Origin of the sequence: Streptomyces sp. MspMP-M5 (assembly GCF_000373585.1) — a bacterium.
In the GTDB taxonomy this organism is placed as follows: Bacteria; Actinomycetota; Actinomycetes; order Streptomycetales; family Streptomycetaceae; genus Streptomyces.
The window spans coordinates 124,419-142,972 of sequence record NZ_KB891882.1 but is presented as its reverse complement, the minus strand read 5'-3'; the positions used below and the strand labels follow the sequence as shown (position 1 = coordinate 142,972).

Here is an 18,554-nt window from a genome sequence, read left to right as displayed (position 1 = left end):
AACGCCCGGTCCAACCGGTCCAACATCTCGTCGAAGGTGTCCGCCAGCTCCTTCAGCTCATCGTCCGGACCCCCCAACTCGATCCGCCGGTGCAGATCCGAACCCGCCACCCGCTGCGCGGTCCGCGTGATCCGCCCCAACGGCGACAACACCCGCCCCGCCATCGCATAACCGAACGCGAACGCCACGATCGTCAAACCCAACAACGCCAGCAACGAACGGTTGAGGAGGTTGTTGAGAGCGACCGCCCGCTGGTGCATCAGGCAGTTGTTCACGGCCTCCTGGAGCAGCGCCCCGGAGGTCTCGGTGGGCAGGTCGCAGATGTCGCTGGTGGACTGGAACTTCCCGCCGAGGATCTTCAGCGGCAGCGCGCTGCCGTCGTGCAGGGCGGCCGCGGCGAGCATGTAGATGATCGTGAGCAGCACGATGCCGGCCATCAGGAACATGCCGCCGTAGAGCAGCGTGAGCCGTATCCGGATGGTGGGCCGCAGCCACGGGAAGGGCCGGACATTGACCGGTTTCGGGTCCCAGGCCGGCTTGGGCGGCACCGGAGGCGGCGGCGGTGCCGCCTTGGAGCCGGAGAACGAGGGCAGAGAAGGCATCGCCGGTCAGATCCGGTATCCCGAGCCGGGGACGGTGACGATCACCGCGGGCTCGCCGAGCTTGCGGCGCAACGTCATGACCGTGACCCGGACGACGTTGGTGAACGGGTCGGTGTTCTCGTCCCACGCCTTCTCCAGGAGCTGCTCGGCGGAGACGACGGTGCCCTCGCTGCGCATGAGGACCTCCAGGACCGCGAACTCCTTGGGGGCGAGCTGCACCTCCCGGCCGTCGCGGAAGACCTCGCGGCGGTTGGGGTCGAGCTTGATGCCGGCGCGCTCCAGTACGGGCGGCAGGGCCACCGTGGTGCGCCGCCCGAGGGCGCGGACCCGGGCGGTCAGCTCGGTGAACGCGAACGGCTTGGGGAGGTAGTCGTCGGCGCCGATCTCCAGGCCCTCGACGCGGTCGCTGACGTCGCCGGAGGCGGTGAGCATCAGGACGCGGGTGGGCATGCCCAGCTCGACGAGCTTGCGGCAGACGTCGTCGCCGTGCACGAGCGGGAGATCGCGGTCGAGGACGACGACGTCGTAGTCGTTGACCGCGATCCGCTCCAGCGCGGCGGCGCCGTCATAGACCACGTCGACGGCCATGGCCTCCCGGCGTAGTCCGGTGGCCACAGCATCGGCGAGCAGCTGCTCGTCCTCGACGACGAGAACACGCACGTCGCAGTCCTTCCATACGGCCCGCGATGAGCAGGGCACAACAACGATCGGAGCCCTTCCATCCTGCCCCGAAGAGCCATAAACCGGCGGTAAGGGGGGTGTGGACGGGCGGAGGGCGGCCGCCGGGGCGGCGGGGACCGGAATTTCGAGGGTGTCCGAGGTTTCCCTGAGGGTGCCGGTGGGGAGGACGTCTGCACACCCGCGATCACGCCCTGTACCAGCGTCTTGCCACGCTTGGTTTTCCATCGCAGGGGCCACGCCGTGATCGACCCACCCGTCGGCACATCCCCGTGCCACCGACCCACGACGAGGGGGCGCACCATGGACGCGTTCACCGCAGGTATTTTGCAGCGCATACGGAACACCGAAGCCGATCTTGTCCGGGCCCGCGAGTCGGGTGACGAGTTCCTCGCCGAGGTCGAGCTGGCGGAGCTCGAGGACCTGCAGCGCCTGGCGACCGAGCACGGCGTGCGTTACGGCGTCAACGCCTGATCCCGGCCTCGTAGGACAGCGGCTGCGCCCCGGCACCGAGGGAGGGTGCCGGGGCGCAGCCATGTCCGCACACGGTACGCGGGCCGGTGGACGCCTCAGTCGTGCCAGGCGCCGAGGTCGTCCAGGAGGGGCTGGAGGACGGTGAAGACGCCCGGGGAGGCGGCGACGGTCAGTTCGTGGGAGGCGGGCCGGCCGGGGCGGCCGCCGGTGAGGGCGCCGGCCTCCGAGGCGATCAGGACGCCGGCGGCCAGGTCCCAGGGGTTGAGGCCGCGCTCGTAGTAGCCGTCGAGCCGGCCGCAGGCCACGTCGCACAGGTCGATGGCGGCCGAGCCCCCGCGGCGGATGTCGCGGACCTGCGGGAGGAGGGTGCGCACGACCTCGGCCTGGGCGGCCCGCCGCTCGGTGAGATAGCCGAAGCCGGTCCCGATCAGGGCCTGGGAGAGCGGCGGGGCGGGCCGGTGGCGGAGCGGTTCGCCGTTGAGATGGGCGCCGCGGCCGACGACGGCCTGGTAGGTCTCGCCGCGCATCGGGGCGCTGACCACGCCGACGACGGTTTCGCCGTCCTTCTCGGCCGCGATGGACACCGCCCAGGAGGGCAGTCCATAGAGGTAGTTCACGGTGCCGTCGACCGGGTCGATGATCCAGCGGACGCCGCTGGTGCCGGGGCTGCCGGCGCCCTCCTCGCCCAGGAAACCGTCGGCGGGACGGTGCTCGCCGATGAAATCGGTGATCAGCTTCTCCGAGGCGAGGTCCATCTCGGTGACGACGTCGATGGGGCTGGTCTTGGTGGCGGCCACGCCCAGGTCGGCGGGGCGGCCGTCGCGCAGCAGGGTCGCGGCGCGGGCGGCAGCCTCCAGGGCCAGTGCGAGGAGTTCGTCGTGGAGGGGGTCGGTGGGCAGGGGGTCGGGCACGGTGCTCCTTGCTCGGACGAGCGGTGGTCGGGGCTCGGGCGGGCGGTTACGCGGGGGTGTCGGCGGTGGGGCCGGTCCAGTCGGCGCCGGCCGCGGCCGGGCGGGGTGTACGGGCCGGGCAGCAGCCGACGGGGCAGAGGTCGTGGGAGGGACCGAGGGCGCCCAGGGCACAGCGCTCGGGGGTAGTGCCCCGTTCGGTGGCGGCGCGCTCCAGGAGGAGGTCGCGGACGGCCGCGGCGAACCGGGGGTCGGCGCCGACGGTGGCCGAGCGGGCGACCGGCAGGCCCAGTTCGGCGGCCTTGGCGGTGGCCTCGGTGTCGAGGTCGTACTTGACCTCCATGTGGTCCGAGACGAAGCCGATGGGGGCCATGACGACGGCGGGGACGCCGGCGCCGTGCAGCTCCTCCAGGTGGTCGCAGATGTCGGGTTCCAGCCAGGGGATGTGCGGGGCGCCGCTGCGGGACTGGTAGACGAGCTGCCAGGGGGGGGCGATGCCGGTCTCCTCCCGTACGGCGTCGGCGACGACCCGGGCCACGTCCAGGTGCTGGGCGACGTAGGCGCCGCCGGTGCCGTCGTCGGTGTGGTCGTCGGGGGTGCCGGAGGTGTCGGCGGCCGCGGTCGGGATGGAGTGCGTGGTGAAGGCGATGTGGGCGCCGGCGCGGGTCTCCTCGGGGAGCTCGGCGAGGGCGGCGAGGACGCCGTCGACCATCGGGCGGACGAAGCCGGGGTGGTTGAAGTAGTGGCGCAGCTTGTCGACCTGCGGGACGGGCAGGCCCTCGGCCTGGAGGACGGTGAGCGCGTCGGCGAGGTTCTCGCGGTACTGGCGGCAGCCGGAGTACGAGGCGTAGGCGCTGGTGGCCAGAACGGCGATGCGGCGGTGGCCGTCGGTGACCATGGTGCGCAGGGTGTCGGTCAGGTAGGGCGCCCAGTTGCGGTTGCCCCAGTAGACGGGCAGGTCGAGGCCGTGTCCGGCGAAGTCCTTGCGGAGGGCGTCGAGGAGTTCCCGGTTCTGGGCGTTGATGGGGCTGACGCCGCCGAACATGAAGTAGTGCCGGCCCACCTCTTTGAGGCGCTCGCGCGGGATGCCGCGGCCACGGGTGACGTTCTCCAGGAACGGCACGACGTCGTCGGGGCCTTCGGGACCGCCGAAGGACAGCAGGAGGAGGGCGTCGTACGGGCGGGGGTCGCACTGTTCGGGCATGGCCCCGATCCTCCCACTCCCGGCCCGGGGCGGGGGTGTCAGGCCCCGGTGGAGGCGGCGGGAAGGCGGGCGGAAATCGGGAGGCGCCGGGCACCTCACCGCCCGTAAGCTGTATCGGCCACAGACATTCCTTACCGTTTTCCTCACCGGCGGAGCACCCCGTTGCCCAGTCCCTACCGCGCCCTTTTCGGCCGCCCCGGCACCAAGGCGTTCTCCGCCGCAGGGCTGCTGGGGCGGATGCCGCTGTCGATGACGGGCATCGGCATCGTCACGATGGTGTCCCAGCTGACCGGGCGGTACGGCCTGGCCGGGGCGCTGTCCGCGACGCTGGCGCTGTCCGCGGCGGTGCTCGGGCCGCAGATCTCCCGTCTGGTGGACCGGCACGGCCAGCGCCGGGTGCTGCGGCCGGCCACGCTGGTGGCGCTGGCGGCGGTCGCCGGGCTGCTGCTGAGCGCGCAGCAGCGCTGGCCGGACTGGACGCTGTTCGCCTTCGCGGCCTGCGCGGGCTGCGTGCCGAGCGTGGGCTCGATGGTGCGGGCGCGCTGGGCGGAGCTGTACCGGGGGGCGCCGCGCGAGCTGCACACCGCGTACTCCTGGGAGTCGATCGTCGACGAGATGTGCTTCATCCTCGGCCCGATCCTGTCGATCGGGCTGTCGACGGCGTGGTTCCCGGAGGCCGGACCGCTGCTGGCCGGGGCGTTCCTGGCGGCGGGGGTGTTCTGGCTGACCGCGCAGCGCGCGACGGAGCCGGTGCCGCATCCGCGCGAACAGCACACGAAGGGGTCGGCGCTGCGGTCGCCGGGGCTGCGGGTGCTGGTGGGCACGTTCGTGGCGACCGGCGCCATCTTCGGGGCGATCGACGTGGTGACCGTGGCGTTCGCCCAGGAGGCGGGCCACAAGGCCGCGGCGAGCCTGGTGCTGGCCGTGTACGCGCTGGGGTCGTGTGTGGCCGGTGCGGTGTTCGGGCTGCTGCACCTGGCGGGGCCGCCGTCGCGCCGGTGGCTGGTGGGGGTGGCCGCGATGGCGGTGAGCATGGTGCCGCTGCAGCTGGCGGCGTCGCTGAACGGGTCGCTGGTGCTGCTGGCCGGCACGCTGTTCCTCGCCGGGCTGTCGATCGCGCCGACGATGGTCACCACGATGGCGCTGGTCGAGGAGCATGTGCCGCGAGCGCAGCTGACCGAGGGCATGACGTGGACGAGCACCGGCCTGGCGGTGGGTGTGGCGCTGGGCTCGTCGGCGGCCGGCTGGGCGGTCGACGCAGGGGGCGCCGCGCGGGGCTACCTGGTGCCGCTCGCCGCGGGTGTACTGGCCGCCCTGGTGGCGCTCGCCGGCTACCGCTGGCTGCGCCCCCGCGCTACCCATCCCCCGGTCTTCCCCACGGCCGCCGGCATCCCCGCTCCCGCGGAGCCCCCGCCCGCCGAACGCCACGACGAGACCCGGGCGGGCTGACCCCGGGGCATACGGGAACGGCCGCAGGGGGCGGGCCAACCGGGCGCCGCGTGCGCGCTGTTGACGTATCGGGGGCCGCGGGCCCGGGTGACGAGCCAGGGTGACGCTCCCGCGGAGATGCCCCTCCCGTATGCACCACTGGTACGGCCGCCCCTTCCCCTCCCTCCTCTCTGCACCATCACCACCACGTCACCGCTCCGCCACCCACGTCGTCGGCGCCCGTCTTGCGCACCGCCCGCGCCGTCGGCACGGCTCCGGCGGGCAGGCGTCCCTCAGCAGCAGTCCGTCGGCCGAAGCCGGCTCCCGTACACCGGCGAAACACACGCCGGGCCGTTGCGCCGGCACTGCAAGGCAGAGCAGCACCGCACCCACCACCCCACCCCCACAGGTGAGTTCACGGGCGCGGCGTTGACTCCCTGAGTCGATTGCTTCCGCGTTCCCGGCCCGGTGAACGGGGCGGCGGGGCCAGCGGGGGCACCCCCGCCGGATTTCCGTGTTACCGGCGGTACGACATGTCCGGGAGCCGTGCGATTGCGCCCGTTTTCGGGGTCGTGTGATTCCCGTCACTCCACCTGGAAGCGGCGTCGAGGGCTGGCATCATGCGCTGACCAACGGCGGTCGCACGCGGCCGGCCCGCGCGGAGGGAGGGATCGTCACCATGGCAGTCACCGACGTCCTCGGCGGCTCGAAAGGGCGCGGTTCGGGTGCGCCCTGGCGGAACTGGGCGGGCAATGTGACCGCCCGCCCGGCCCGGACCGTGGCGCCGGCGAGCACCGAGGAACTGGCGGCCGCCGTGCGGACCGCCGCCGCGGAGGGACTGACGGTCAAGGCAGTCGGCACCGGGCACTCGTTCACCGCGGCCGCCGCCACCGACGGGCTGCTGATCCGCCCCGAGCGGCTCACCGGTATCCGCCGGATCGACCGCGTGGCAGGGACCGTCACCGTGGCCGCCGGCACCCCCCTCAAGGACCTCAACCGGGCGCTGTCCGCGCACGGACTGTCGCTGACGAACATGGGCGACGTCATGGAGCAGACCGTCTCGGGCGCCACCAGTACGGGCACCCACGGCACCGGCCGGGACTCGGCGTCGATCGCCGCACAGATCACCGCTCTTGAACTGGTCACCGCCGACGGCTCGGTACTGCGCTGTTCCGCCGGCGAGAACGCGGAGGTGTTCGCGGGGGCGCGGCTGGGGCTAGGCGCGCTGGGCGTGGTCAGCGAGTTGACGTTCGTGGTGGAGCCGGAGTTCCTGCTGACCGCCCGCGAGGAGCCGATGACGTTCGACGAGGTGACCGACCGCTTCGGTGAACTGGCCGCCGAGAACGAGCACTTCGAGTTCTACTGGTTCCCGCACACCGGCAACTGCAACACCAAGCGCAACAACCGCAGTCAGGGCCCGGCGGCGCCGCCCGGGCGGGTGAGCGGCTGGATCGAGGACGAGTTGCTGTCCAACGGGGTGTTCCAGGTGGCGTGTGCGGTCGGCCGGGCGGTGCCGGCGGCGATACCGGGCATCGCGAAGGTCTCCAGCCGGGCACTGTCGGCGCGTACGTACACCGACATCCCCTACAAGGTGTTCACCTCGCCACGACGGGTGCGGTTCGTGGAGATGGAGTACGCGCTTCCGAGGGCGGCGGCCATCGAGACGCTGCGTGAACTGAAGGCACTGGTGGAGCGGTCGGCCTTCAGGATCAGCTTCCCGGTGGAGGTGCGGACGGCGCCGGCCGACGACATCGCACTGTCCACGGCGTCGGGCCGGGACACCGTCTACATCGCGGTGCACATGTACCGCGGAACGCCGTACCAGGGGTATTTCGGCGCCGTCGAGCGCATCATGACGGCGCACGAGGGGCGGCCCCACTGGGGCAAGCTGCACACCCGCGACGCGGCGTACCTCGCTGAGGTCTATCCGCGGTTCGGCGAGTTCACGGCGCTGCGCGATCGGCTGGATCCGGAGCGCCGGTTCGCCAACGGGTATCTGCGGCAGGTGCTGGGTGAGTGAGGGGCGGCCGGCCGGCCACTGATGTGCCGCGGCCCGGTGTCCCGTGGGGGACACCGGGCCGCGGTCGTGGGTGGTCCGCCGGTGGGCGGTCCGCCCGTTGGGGGGCGATCCTTCGTCAGGCGTTTCAGGGTGTGTTGGGGTCGGGGGACTGGCCGCCGCCCGGCTTCTGCTCGCTCTGCTGATGGCCTGGGCTGGCACCGCCGCCGGTCGCGCCGGAGCCGTCGCCCTTACCGCCGTCGGTCCCGGCGGAGGGGTTCGGCGACGCGTCGGGGGACGAGGACGGGCCGGGGCTCGGGGAGTTGGTGCCGCCGTCGCTCGGCGTCGGCGTCGGACTCTGCCCGCCGCGGCCGGTACCGCTCTCGGAGCCGTCGGTGCCGCTGCCGCCGGAGTGGCTGGGGCCGGGCGACGGGGTGCCGCCGTCGCGGCCGGTGCCGTGGCCGGTGGAGTGGCCGGGGTCCGGGGTCCGCGGGGTGCTGGGCCGGTGCGGGGAGACGTTGCCGCTGATGAGATTGCTGAAGGTGGTGCCCTTGGCGCCGCTCGGTGTCTCATCGGTGATCAGCTCGGTGGCGGTGACCGCGCCCATGGCGAGCACGAAGACGGCGAGTGCGCCGAGCGCGGGCCGCTTCCAGCCGCGCAGCCGGGTGCCGTAGGTCGCGCTGGCCTCCTCGGTGCCGGGGAGGGCCGCACCGGGCGCGCCGGCCTGCGGGAGGACGGTGGTCGCGTCGTCGCCCCTCCGGGACACCCGGCCGAGCGCCATGGTCCGCTCGGCGGGCCGCGCCATCAGCTGCGTCGCCTCCGGGTCGGGGCCGGACGGCTGCTGCTGGGCGCGCGGGATCAGCTGGGTGCGGGCGGTGGCGGGTCCGGGGTCGCGGGCCGCTACGGAGGTGACCGGGTCCTCGGTGCCCTTCTTGTCGAAGGTGGGCAGCACCATCGTGGGGCCGGCGGGCCCGGGGGTGCCGGTGGTGGCCTCGGATCGGGGGGTGGGCTGGGATCGGAGGGTGGATGGGGATCGGGTGGTGGAGAAGCGGCGCGGCTTGGGTCTGGTGGTGACCGCCGCTTCCTTGATCTGCTCTCCGGTGCGCCGGAACAGGTGCTGGAATATCGAGCCGCCGGTCGTGGCGACGACGCTGACGACACCTGCGCCGATGATGGTTCCGTACACACCGAGCTGACCCGCGAGGTACGCCGCGACCGCCGCGGCGAGCGCACTGCCGGAGACCTGGGCGATGCTCAGGTCGATCCGCCTCTCCTTCTCTTTCGTGTCGGCTTCGGTTTTTTCGTCCATCTCCTACCTTTGATCGCCCCTTCAGTCCATCTTGCATGGAGAAGTGACCAAATGGCGGGTTCAATAGTTCCGAATCTGTGGAATCTGTGAACCTCGCCACCCTTGTCGCAGGTAGAGAGGTCGACAAGGTGACTTGCCCGGACCGTTCGGCAAGAACTTCCGCGGCGCGGCGGTCCACTTCGGTGGCCCGAATGGAGTACTGTGGCGACCCCTGGCCCCGGTTCCCGTCCGGCTGCCCGGACCCGCGGGAGGGGCACTGAATCGGTGACACCCTCCCTGGGGCGCCGTCGCTCGGCACGGGTGGTCGGTGACAGGGCAAGCGGCATGGTCACTGAGCGTTGCGAACTGGTAACCGTGTCATAACGGCGCTGCTGGGCCAAGTCCCGACACGCCGGGCAACTCGGCAATGTTGTGGCAGGCTGCACCCGGGCAGGCCACACTCGACTAGCGGAAGCAGCGACGCACGTGACGTCGGCAGGCACCACCCGGGAGGTCCCCATGCCCGAACTGCGTGTCGTGGCCGTCTCCAACGACGGCACACGGCTGGTGCTCAAGGCTGCGGACAGCACCGAGTACACGCTTCCGATCGACGAGCGGCTGCGCGCCGCCATCCGCAACGACAGAGCGCGGCTGGGCCAGATCGAGATCGAGGTCGAGAGCCATCTGCGCCCCCGGGACATCCAGGCGCGGATACGAGCCGGCGCCTCCGCCGAGGAGGTCGCCCAACTCGCCGGCATTCCCGTGGACCGGGTGCGCCGCTTCGAGGGACCGGTGCTCGCCGAGCGGGCGTTCATGGCCGAGCGGGCCCGCAAGACCCCCGTACGCCGCCCCGGCGAGAACACCGGTCCGCAGCTGGGCGAGGCGGTCGCCGAGCGGCTGCTGCTGCGCGGTGCCGACAAGGACAGCGCCCAGTGGGACTCCTGGCGCCGGGACGACGGCACCTGGGAGGTGCTGCTCGTCTACCGCGTCGCGGGTGAGCCGCGATCGGCGACCTGGACGTACGACCCACCGCGCCGGCTGGTGCAGGCGGTGGACGACGAGGCCCGGGCGCTGATCGGCGAAGCCGACGACACCCCCGAGCCGAGCTTCCCGTTCGTGCCCCGGATCGCCCGGCTGCCGCGCGACCGGCCTCTGGACCGCACCCTGGACCGTCAGACCCCCGAGCGGCCCGGCGAGGACCGGGAGCGGGACGGACGGAGCGAGGAGGCCACCGGTGAACGGGAGCGCGACTCGCTGACGAGCCTGCTGGAGGCCGTGCCCAGCTTCCGGGGCGACATGGTCGTGCCGGACAGTGCCAAGGCGCCACAGAAGGACGAGGTCGAGCAGACCGAGGTCGAGGAGCCGCCGGCCCCGGCGGCGAGTGCGGGCGCGGGTTCCGCGTACGCCGATGTGCTGATGCCGCGGGCGGTCGCCGGCCACCGCGACCGGCTGACCGGGACGACGGACCGGCAGGCCGAGGCGGACGGGGTGCGCCCCGGACGGCGGGCCGCGGTTCCCAGTTGGGACGAGATCGTCTTCGGCACCCGGAGGAAGAAGCCGGAATAGCCCGGGACGGCCGGTCTTCCGGCCCTGTTGTTCGTGACGGCTCCGCTCGCTCCCTGTGCGCAGGGGGCGGGCGGAGCCGTTGCATGGGCCCGTCGTGGGCGTCAGCGGCCGCTCAGCCGGGCTGCGAGCCGGTGGCGACGGGCCGGGAGGGGTCGGCGCACCATTCGCTCCAGGAACCGACGTACAGCGCCGCGGGGACCCCGGCGACGGCGAGGGCGAGGACCTGCTGGGCGGCGGAGACGCCGGACCCGCAGTAGACACCGACCTCGGTGTCGGCGGTGGCGCCCAGGGCCGTGAACCGCTTGGCCAGTTCGGCGGCGGGACGGAAGACCGTGCTGCCGTCGGCGACGTTCTCGGTCGTGGGGGCGGACACCGCGCCGGGGATATGACCGGCCACCGGGTCGATGGGTTCGGTCTCGCCCCGGTAGCGCTCGCCCGCCCGCGCGTCCAGGAGGACGCCGCGTCGGGCCAGGGCGGCCGCGTCGTCGGCGGTGAGCAGCGGCATCGCGCCGGGCACAGGGGTGAAGTCACCGGCCGGAGGAGTCACTTTGTCGACACTCATGGCGCCGCCGGATGCCTGCCATGCGGCAAGCCCGCCGTCGAGGACCCGCACGTCCGGGTGACCCGCCCAGCGCAGCATCCACCACGCGCGGGCGGCGGCCCAACCCTGGCCACCGTCGTAGGCGACCACCGGGCGGCCGGCACTGACGCCGGCGGCTCGCATTGCGGCGGTGAAGACGGCGAGGTCGGGGAGCGGGTGCCGACCCGCCGCGCCGGGCGGGCCGGCCAGTTCGGCTTCGAGGTCGACATAGACCGCGCCGGGCAGGTGGCCGGCCTCGTATGCGGGGCGACCGGGCGGGCCGCCGAGCTGGTAGCGCACGTCCAGCAGCAGCGGGGCGTCGGGGCCGGCCAACTCGCTCGCGAGTTCGGTAGCGGTGATGATGGCATTCATGGGACTCATCCTTGCGTAGCGATGACTACGTACGGAAGGCGGCTGCCCACCCTCCGTATGACGGAGTTGTACGGCGTCGTCACCTCGCCGAAACAGAAGAGAAACGTCAAAACGGGCATTCTCCTTCGCGAACGCGCCGTGGACGGCGCGGCCGGGACGCGCACCCGGTGACAGGGTGCGAGCATCTGCTCGGGACCCGCGCCCGTACCGCACATGGCCAGCACCCCGATGCTCCGAGGAGAGTGTGACGATGACGACCGAGGCAGCAGCCCGGCGGATGCCCGGTGCGCCCTGCTGGGTGAGCCTCCTGGCGCACAACCTGCCCGCGACGCAGGAGTTCTACGGCGCGCTCTTCGGCTGGGAGTTCCGCCCGGGCCCGCAGCATTTCGGTCCGTACGCCCGCGCCTTCCTCGACGGCCTGGAGGTGGCCGGGGTCGGTGAACTGGCGGCCGACCGGCACCTCCCGGTCGCCTGGACCACCTATCTGGCCAGCGACGACGCGGATGTGACCGCCGAGCAGATCCGCTCGTGCGGCGGCACCGTGGGCGTGGGCCCGCTGGACGCCGACGACGCCGGCCGGATGGCGATCGCCTCCGACCCGCAGGGCGCCATCTTCGGCGTCTGGCAGGGCAGGACGATGCCGGGCACCGCGGTCAGCGGCGAGCCGGGCACCCCGGTGTGGAACGAACTGGTCACCCAGGAGACGAACTCCGTCGCCCCGTTCTACGAGCACGTCTTCGGCTTCGAGTCCGAGGCCGTGGTCTCCGCCGACTTCGACTACCTGACGCTGCACATCAAGGGCAAGCCGGTCGCCGGCATCCACGGCGTCGGCAACGCGCTGCCGCGCGACCGCGGGCCGCACTGGATGACGTACTTCGCCGTCTCCGACACCGACGCCGCCGCCCGCCGGGTCGTCGAACTGGGCGGCCATGTACTGCGGCCGGCGCGGGACTCGGCGCGCGGCCGGCTGGCGACGGTCGCCGACGACGACGGCGCGCTCTTCACCCTCATCCAGCGGCGCTGAGGCGTGCCACGCGCCATGGCGGACGGGCGCGGTCAGCGCGGCGCGTCGACCGGCAGGACGTCCGGGGAGAGCGCGGCCGCGTGGGCGGTCGCCGCGGTCTGCCGGCGGCGGTGGTGGCGCCGGCACAGCACCTCGTAGCCGACCTCCGCCGGCCGGTCCGGCCCCTCGCCGGAGGCGTCGCCGCGCACATCGCCGACGACGACCTGCGCACCCTCGACGACCATCCGGCCGTCGACCGTACGGGCGTTGTGAGTGGCGCGGGCACCGCACCAGCACAGCGCCTCCACCTTCAGCACCTCGATGCGGTCGGCGAGTTCGACCAGCCGTTGGGAGCCGGGAAAGAGCTTGGTGCGGAAGTCGGTGGTGATGCCGAACGCGAAGACGTCCAGCCCGAGGTCGTCGACGACCCGGGCGAGCTGGTCTATCTGGCCGGGGCCGAGGAACTGCGCCTCGTCGACGATGACGTAGTCGACCCGGCCGCCGGAACTGAGGCGGTCGACGACATGGACGTAGAAGTCCATGTCGTCCACCGCCTCGACGGCCTCGGTGACCAGGCCCAGGCGGGAGGAGAGCTTGCCGCGGCCGGCCCGGTCGTTGCGGCTGTAGATCAGGCCCTGCAGGCCGCGGGCCGAGCGGTTGTGCTCGATCTGCAGCGCCAGTGTCGACTTTCCGCAGTCCATCGTTCCGGAGAAGAACACCAGCTCGGGCATGGGGGGTGGCGGGCCTTTCGGGCTCGTACGGGAGGGACCGTGCGGGTCGGGCAGTACGGGGCGTGCGGAGGGGGCGCGGTACAGGTGTGGCGCGGGTCAGGTGCGGACCTCGAGGAGCGGCACCAGCTGCTCCACCGGGGTCATGGAACCGTGCAGGCCGACCATCTGCGACTCCCCGGGCTCCCGCTCGCTCGCGATGATTGCCATGTCGGCGTGGGCGGCGGCGACCACATCGCCGATCCGGGCGCGGACGCGGTCGTCGACGTGCGGTCCGAACCAGCCCGCGGCGATGGCCTCCTCGCGGCCGGCGACCCACATCTGGTCGCCGACCACCTCGCGCCACACGGCGAGCACGTCGGCGGCCGCGCCCGGGTGGGCGTACACGTGCCGGGCCCGGCCCTCGCCGCCCAACAGGCGTACGCCGGCGCGCAGTTCCCAGTCCTCGTCGAAGTCGATCCGGGAGTCGGGGTCGAAGGGGATGTCGATCATCCCGTGGTCGGCGGTGATGTACAGGGCGCTGCGCGGCGGGAGTTGCTCGGCGAGCCGCTGGGCGAGCCGGTCCACGTAGAGGAGTTGACCGCGCCAGGCGTCGGAGTCGACGCCGTAGCGGTGGCCCTTGCCGTCGACCTCGGAGTAGTAGGTGTAGACGAGCGAGCGGTCGCCGGCGGCGAGTTGTTCGGCGGCGAGGTCCATCCGCTCCTCGCCGGAGAGCCGGCCGTGGAAGGTGCCGCCGCTGAGCGCGATCCGGGTGAGCGGGGTCTGGGCGAAGTCCGGCGCGGAGACCTGGCAGGTGTGGATGCCGGCGGCGTCGGCGAGCCGGAAGACCGTCGGGTAGGGCTGCCAGGTGTGCGGATCGGTCCAGGGGCGCCAGCGCAGCTGGTTCATCAGCGCGCCGGTGGCCGGGTCCTGGCAGGTGTAGCCGGGCAGGCCGTGGGCGCCCGGCGGCAGGCCGGTGCCGACCGAGGCGAGGGAGGTGGCCGTGGTGGCGGGGAAGCCGGCGGTGAGCGGCAGGCCGCTGCCGTTGAACGAGGTGTCCAGGAGGGAGGTGAGGAACGGCGCCTCCCCCGGGTGGGCGCGCAGCAGCTCCCAGCCGAGGCCGTCGATCAGGAAGACGCAGGCGCGGTCGGCGGGGGCCAGCTCCATGCCGGTGGTGACGCCGGGCATGCCCTGGCCGGCGGTGATGGCGGGCAGCAGGTCGGCGAGCGAGCCGGTGCCGTAGCGGGGCACCGGGGCGGTCAGCGGGTCGAGCGGTTCCGGTTCCGGCCAGACGGGTGCGGTGTGGGCCATCAGCGGGTGCTGGTGGCCGCGGTGGCCTCGGAGAGCGCCTGGGCGAAGGCGAGGGTCTCGCGCACCGAGTCCGGGCCGTCGCCGGCCTCGCTGACCCGGAGGGAGAGGTCGTCGGCGGTGGACGAACCGGTGTAGCCGTGGTCGGCGTCGCAGTTGGGGTCGCCGCAGCTGGCGGGCTCCAGGTCGAGACGCGCGACGGCGCCCCAGCCGATCGTGAGGACGACCTCGCGGGGCAGCTGGCCGGCGGTGTAGGACTCGGGGTTGGCGACGACGCGGCTGAGCACCACGGACGAGATCCGGCCGAGCTTGACGGACTCCGTGGAGGTGGTGGCGTACGGGGACGGGGAGGTGGCGTCGGCGGCCTGCTCGTCGGTGTGGCTGACGATGAAGCGGGTGCCGGTGAGGACCAGGACCGTGACGTGGCGGCGGACCTCGTTGGCGTCGAAGGTCGTCTCCTGGTGGACGAGGTACGACACCACCGGCTCGCCGCCGACCGCGGCCTGCACCGCCTCGGCCACGAGCGTCGGGTAATAGCCACTGCGCTCGATCGCCGCGCGCAGCCCCTGGGTCGTCGTACCGGTCTTAGCCATGGGGTCCATCTTACGGGGCGTACCGGGGCGCGAGAGCCTCAGTAGACGGGCAGCCGGCGGGGGCCGAGGTCGGTGGTGGCGGGCGGTCTGGCCAGCCGGACGGAGGCACCGAGGACGGCCAGGCCGCGCGGGGCGACGACGACCGGTTCGAGATCCACGGCGACCACCTCGGGGTGGTCGTCGACCAGCCGGGAGACCCGCAGCAGAAGCTCCTCCAGAGCGGCGGTGTCCACGGGCTGGGAGCCGCGCCAGCCGAAGAGGAGCGGGGCGCTGCGGATCGACCGGATCTGCTCGGTGACCTCGCGGTCGGTGGCCGGAATCAGACGGTGAGCCATGTCGCCGAGCAGCTGGGAGGGCGCGCCGGCCAGCCCGAAGGAGAGGACCGCGCCGGCGGAGGGGTCGATGGCGGCGCGGACGACGGTGTCGACGCCGCGCGGCACCATCGCCTGGACGACCGGCCGCAGCTCCTCCGGGGAGCCGAGGAAGTCGGTCAATTCAGTGTAGGTGCGGCGGAGTTCGGCCTCGCCGGCGATGTCGAGGCGGACGCCGCCGAGGTCAGCGCGGTGCCGCAGGTGGGGGGCGGTGGCCTTGAGGGCGACCGGGTAGCCGAGCCGGGCGGCGGCGCGGACGGCGGCGTCCGGGTCGGGGGCCGGGAGGGCGGGGCGGATGGGGATGCCGTAGCGGGCGAGCAGCGCCTCGGCGTCGGCGGGCGGCAGCGCGACGGAGCGGCCGGGGGCGACGTCCCGGGTGAGCCGGTCGAGCAGTCGCTCGATGTCGGTGCCGGCGGCCGCCTCCTGGATGTCGTCGTATTCGGGCACCCGGCCTGGTTCGGCGGCCGTGCGGCGCCAGGCGGCGTAGCGGACGGCCTCGGCGAGGGCGCGGACGGCGCGCTCGGCGGCGGGGTAGGCGGGGATGAGGGCGGGGCGGGGGCCGGGCGGGGCCTCGGGGGCGGCGGCCGGGCGGGCCTCCGGGGCGGCCGGCTCCTGGGGTGCGTGCGGCGTGTGGGGCTCGGGCGGGGCGGCGAGCGTCTCGGCCAGGTCGTCCATGGCGAGGTGGACGACGGTGACCGGTTTGCCCGGGTTGGCAACCACCGCGGCGCGCAGGGCGTCGGCCAGGGCGATGCCCTCGCTCCCGCCCGGGGTGGCGGTGCCCTCCTCCCCCACCCACGGGATGGCGGTGACGACGACGGCGTCCCAGCCGTCGCCGGCGAGCGCCTCGGCCAGGGCGGCGCGGAAGTCCTCCGGGGCCGCGTCGGAGGGCAGGACGTACGGGCGCTGCGGGCGCAGCCCCTCGGTGAGGCAGGTGTCGTAGGCCAGCAGGGCCAGCGATTCGGAGTTGCCCAGGATGGCGACGCGCGGGCCGGCCGGCAGCGGCTGGGAGGCCAGCAGGAGCCCCGCGTCGATCAGCTCGGTGACGGTGTCGACGCGGATCACGCCGGCCTGGCGCATCAGGGCCGCGACGGTGCTGTCGGGGACGCGGACGGTGGGCACGGCGTGGCCCATGGGGGCGGCGCCGTGGTGCCGGGCCCCTTTGGCGACGACCACGGGCTTGACGGCGGCGGTGCGGCGGGCGAGCCGGGCGAACTTCCGGGGGTTGCCGATGGACTCCAGGTAGAGGATGGCGACGTCGGTGTACGGGTCGTCGTACCAGAACTGGAGGAGGTCGTTCCCGGAGACGTCGGCGCGGTTGCCGGCCGAGACGAAGGTGGAGATGCCGGCGATGCCGCCGTCGCCGGGGCCGCGCTCGTGCAGTCCGCTGAGCAGGGCGATGCCGATCGCTCCGGACTGGGTGAACAGGCCGATCCGGCCGGCGCCCGGCATCCGGGGGGCGAGCGAGGCGTTCAGCCGGACCTCGGGGGCGGTGTTGAGCAGGCCGAAGGCGTTGGGGCCGATGAGGCGCATGCCGTAGGAGCGGACCTGGCGGAGCAGGGCGCGCTGCCGCTGGCGGCCCTCGGGACCGGACTCGGCGTACCCGGAGGAGAGGACCAGCACCCCCGGGACGCCGTGTTCGCCGCAGTCGCGGACGACGTCGGGGACGCCGGCGGCGGGGACGGCGATGACCGCCAGGTCGACGGGCTCGGGAATCTCGCGCAGCGAACGGACGGCGGGGACGCCCTCGGGCTCCAGGCGGCGCAGGTCCTCGGGGAAGGCGTGGTTGACGGCGTGCACGCGGCCGGTGAAGCCGGCGTCGAGGACGTTGCGCAGCGCGGTGCGGCCGAGGCCGCCGGGGGCGCGGCCGGTGCCGATGACGGCGACCGCGCCGGGGGCGAGCAGCCGCTGGACGGAGCGGGCCTCGGCGCGCTGCTCGCGGCCACGCATCACGGCCATGGACTGCTCGGTTGGTTCGAGGTCGAACTCCAGACGGACGACGCCGTCCTCGAAGGTGCGCTTCTGGGTGTAGCCGGCGTCCGTGAACACCTTGATCATCTTGGTGTTGGCGGGCAGTACCTCGGCGGCGAACCGGCGGATGCCCCGTTCACGGGCGACGGCGGCGATGTGCTCCAGGAGGGCGGAGGCGACACCGCGGCCCTGGTGGGCGTCCTGGACGAGGAAGGCGACTTCGGCCTGGTCGTGCTCGCGGCTCTTGGCGGGCAGTCCGCGGTCGTCGATGCGGTCGTAGCGGACGGTGGCGATGAACTCGCCGCCCACCGTGGCGGCCAGGCCGACCCGGTCGACGTAGTCGTGGTGGGTGAACCGGTGGACGTCGCGGTCGGACAGCCGGGGATACGGGGCGAAGAAGCGGTAGTACTTCGACTCGTCCGAGACCTGCTCGTAGAAGGAGACCAGCCGCTCGGCGTCGTCGGGCGTGATGGGCCGGATGCGTGCCGTGCCGCCGTCGCGCAGGACCACGTCGGCTTCCCAGTGGGTGGGGTACGCGTGATCCGGCGGCGGCTGCATGCGGACAGAGTACGGCGGGGCACCGACAACGGGCTCGGCGTGCGTACGCTCGATTTCCCGGGCCTCGCCTCGGGGCCGAGGGCCGGGAAGGAGGTCCGGACGGCCCGGCCGGGACTCCGGAACGAAGGGCTTCGGGACCACTCCGGGCCGCATGCCAGAATGGTCTAGACAACAGTCACGACTTTGAAGGGCAACACCATGGCTGAGCGCCGCGTCAATGTCGGTTGGGCCGAGGGCCTGCACGCCCGCCCCGCGTCGATCTTCGTCCGAGCGGCCACCGCCTCCGGTGTCCCGATGACGATCTCCAAGGCGGACGGCAACCCTGTCAACGCCGCCTCCATGCTCGCGGTCCTGGGCCTGGGCGCCCAGGGTGGCGAGGAGATCGTGCTGGCCTCCGACGCAGAGGGCGCCGAGGCCGCGCTCGACCGTCTGGCGAAGCTGGTCGCGGAGGGTCTTGAGGAGCTCCCCGAGACCGTCTGAGGAGCGCCGGGGCCGGGTGCCCTCTCCCCCACCTCTGCTGACGCGGCCCCGCCGCGGTGACCGGGAAAACCGGGTCCCGCGGCGGGGCCGTTTCGCTGGGGCGGCGTCACAGGGACTGTGCCCCTCCGGGGCGTCCTCGGTGTCGTGCCCGGCAGCGGAGTCGTCGGCCGGCGTCTCACTGACGTCCGGCAGCTCGCGGGGAGAAGGAGAAGAGGCCACCGGGACATTAGACACGAGCCCGGAAAGGACGCACGGCTGTTTTTCTCGTAGCGAAGCGGCGGTTTCCGGCGTAGCGAAGCGCATGAAATCCCGGCATCGGCGGCCGGAATCCGCGCCGCTGCACATTTCTTCACGGCGAGACCACGGAAACCGGGGACGAGGAACGGGCGCAGATTATCGAGCACCGAAGCATCGAATACGAGCGCTCCACCTTCACCCTCTCACCTTCCCGCCGCCCTCACTCACACAGG

The 18,554-nt window shown here is 73.1% G+C and carries 16 protein-coding genes; 6 read left to right on the top strand and 10 right to left on the bottom strand.

Going from position 1 to position 18,554, the window contains the following annotated elements; genetic code table 11:
- On the bottom strand, window positions 1–602 hold a 602-nt coding region (locus B073_RS0111800; protein ID WP_018538302.1), incomplete at its 3' end, for a HAMP domain-containing protein.
- 6 nt (window positions 603–608) lie between these two features.
- A complete protein-coding gene (locus tag B073_RS0111795; protein WP_016576171.1) occupies window positions 609–1,262 on the bottom strand; it encodes a response regulator transcription factor in 654 nt (217 codons plus the stop codon).
- Window positions 1,263–1,583: 321 nt separating this feature from the next.
- On the opposite strand from B073_RS0111795, the gene B073_RS47115 reads away from it, so the two are divergent.
- Window positions 1,584–1,754, top strand: a complete 171-nt coding sequence (locus B073_RS47115) for a hypothetical protein (RefSeq protein WP_018538301.1) — start codon at window positions 1,584–1,586, stop codon at window positions 1,752–1,754.
- Between the two features lie 95 nt (window positions 1,755–1,849).
- On the opposite strand, the gene B073_RS0111785 is transcribed toward B073_RS47115, so the two are convergent.
- Both B073_RS0111785 and B073_RS0111780 read right to left on the bottom strand, forming a co-directional pair.
- Window positions 1,850–2,665, bottom strand: coding sequence for an inositol monophosphatase family protein (locus tag B073_RS0111785; protein ID WP_018538300.1), 816 nt, complete (start codon window positions 2,663–2,665; stop codon window positions 1,850–1,852).
- Window positions 2,666–2,711: 46 nt separating this feature from the next.
- Window positions 2,712–3,866: a ferrochelatase gene (locus B073_RS0111780; protein ID WP_018538299.1), complete on the bottom strand. Its 1,155-nt coding sequence runs from the start codon at window positions 3,864–3,866 to the stop codon at window positions 2,712–2,714.
- Window positions 3,867–4,028: 162 nt separating this feature from the next.
- Here B073_RS0111780 and B073_RS0111775 point away from each other — a divergent pair, with 162 nt between their 5' ends.
- Both B073_RS0111775 and B073_RS0111770 read left to right on the top strand, forming a co-directional pair.
- A complete protein-coding gene (locus B073_RS0111775) occupies window positions 4,029–5,315 on the top strand; it encodes an MFS transporter (RefSeq protein WP_018538298.1) in 1,287 nt (428 codons plus the stop codon).
- Window positions 5,316–5,973: 658 nt separating this feature from the next.
- Window positions 5,974–7,314, top strand: coding sequence for a D-arabinono-1,4-lactone oxidase (locus tag B073_RS0111770; protein ID WP_018538297.1), 1,341 nt, complete (start codon window positions 5,974–5,976; stop codon window positions 7,312–7,314).
- 124 nt (window positions 7,315–7,438) lie between these two features.
- On the opposite strand, the gene B073_RS0111765 is transcribed toward B073_RS0111770, so the two are convergent.
- Window positions 7,439–8,599 carry a hypothetical protein gene (locus tag B073_RS0111765; RefSeq protein WP_018538296.1) on the bottom strand — a complete coding sequence of 387 codons (1,161 nt, stop codon included), beginning with the start codon at window positions 8,597–8,599 and terminating at the stop codon, window positions 7,439–7,441.
- Between the two features lie 498 nt (window positions 8,600–9,097).
- Here B073_RS0111765 and sepH point away from each other — a divergent pair, with 498 nt between their 5' ends.
- Window positions 9,098–10,144: a septation protein SepH gene (sepH, locus tag B073_RS0111760; RefSeq protein WP_078507987.1), complete on the top strand. Its 1,047-nt coding sequence runs from the start codon at window positions 9,098–9,100 to the stop codon at window positions 10,142–10,144.
- A 112-nt stretch (window positions 10,145–10,256) separates the two neighbouring features.
- Here sepH and B073_RS0111755 read toward each other — a convergent pair whose 3' ends face one another.
- The gene (locus B073_RS0111755; protein WP_018538294.1) at window positions 10,257–11,096 is read right to left on the bottom strand and encodes a sulfurtransferase; all 840 of its coding nucleotides are present in this window, start codon (window positions 11,094–11,096) and stop codon (window positions 10,257–10,259) included.
- Between the two features lie 250 nt (window positions 11,097–11,346).
- Between B073_RS0111755 and B073_RS0111750 the strand changes: the two genes are divergently transcribed.
- Complete coding sequence (locus B073_RS0111750) at window positions 11,347–12,120, top strand: VOC family protein (protein WP_018538293.1); 774 nt, start codon at window positions 11,347–11,349, stop codon at window positions 12,118–12,120.
- Between the two features lie 32 nt (window positions 12,121–12,152).
- Here B073_RS0111750 and B073_RS0111745 read toward each other — a convergent pair whose 3' ends face one another.
- The 4 genes from B073_RS0111745 to B073_RS0111730 all read right to left on the bottom strand — a co-directional run bounded on the left by B073_RS0111745 (window position 12,153) and on the right by B073_RS0111730 (window position 17,604).
- Window positions 12,153–12,830: a thymidine kinase gene (locus tag B073_RS0111745; RefSeq protein WP_018538292.1), complete on the bottom strand. Its 678-nt coding sequence runs from the start codon at window positions 12,828–12,830 to the stop codon at window positions 12,153–12,155.
- Window positions 12,831–12,926: 96 nt separating this feature from the next.
- Window positions 12,927–14,117, bottom strand: a complete 1,191-nt coding sequence (locus tag B073_RS0111740; RefSeq protein ID WP_018538291.1) for an alkaline phosphatase family protein — start codon at window positions 14,115–14,117, stop codon at window positions 12,927–12,929.
- The gene (locus B073_RS0111735) at window positions 14,117–14,707 is read right to left on the bottom strand and encodes a DUF5998 family protein (RefSeq protein WP_026247284.1); all 591 of its coding nucleotides are present in this window, start codon (window positions 14,705–14,707) and stop codon (window positions 14,117–14,119) included. Before B073_RS0111735 ends, B073_RS0111740 begins: the two co-directional genes overlap by 1 nt.
- 38 nt (window positions 14,708–14,745) lie before the next feature.
- Window positions 14,746–17,604: a bifunctional GNAT family N-acetyltransferase/acetate--CoA ligase family protein gene (locus tag B073_RS0111730; protein ID WP_018538289.1), complete on the bottom strand. Its 2,859-nt coding sequence runs from the start codon at window positions 17,602–17,604 to the stop codon at window positions 14,746–14,748.
- Between the two features lie 198 nt (window positions 17,605–17,802).
- Here B073_RS0111730 and B073_RS0111725 point away from each other — a divergent pair, with 198 nt between their 5' ends.
- Window positions 17,803–18,084 carry an HPr family phosphocarrier protein gene (locus B073_RS0111725; RefSeq protein ID WP_026247283.1) on the top strand — a complete coding sequence of 94 codons (282 nt, stop codon included), beginning with the start codon at window positions 17,803–17,805 and terminating at the stop codon, window positions 18,082–18,084.
- Window positions 18,085–18,554 lie beyond the last annotated feature (470 nt).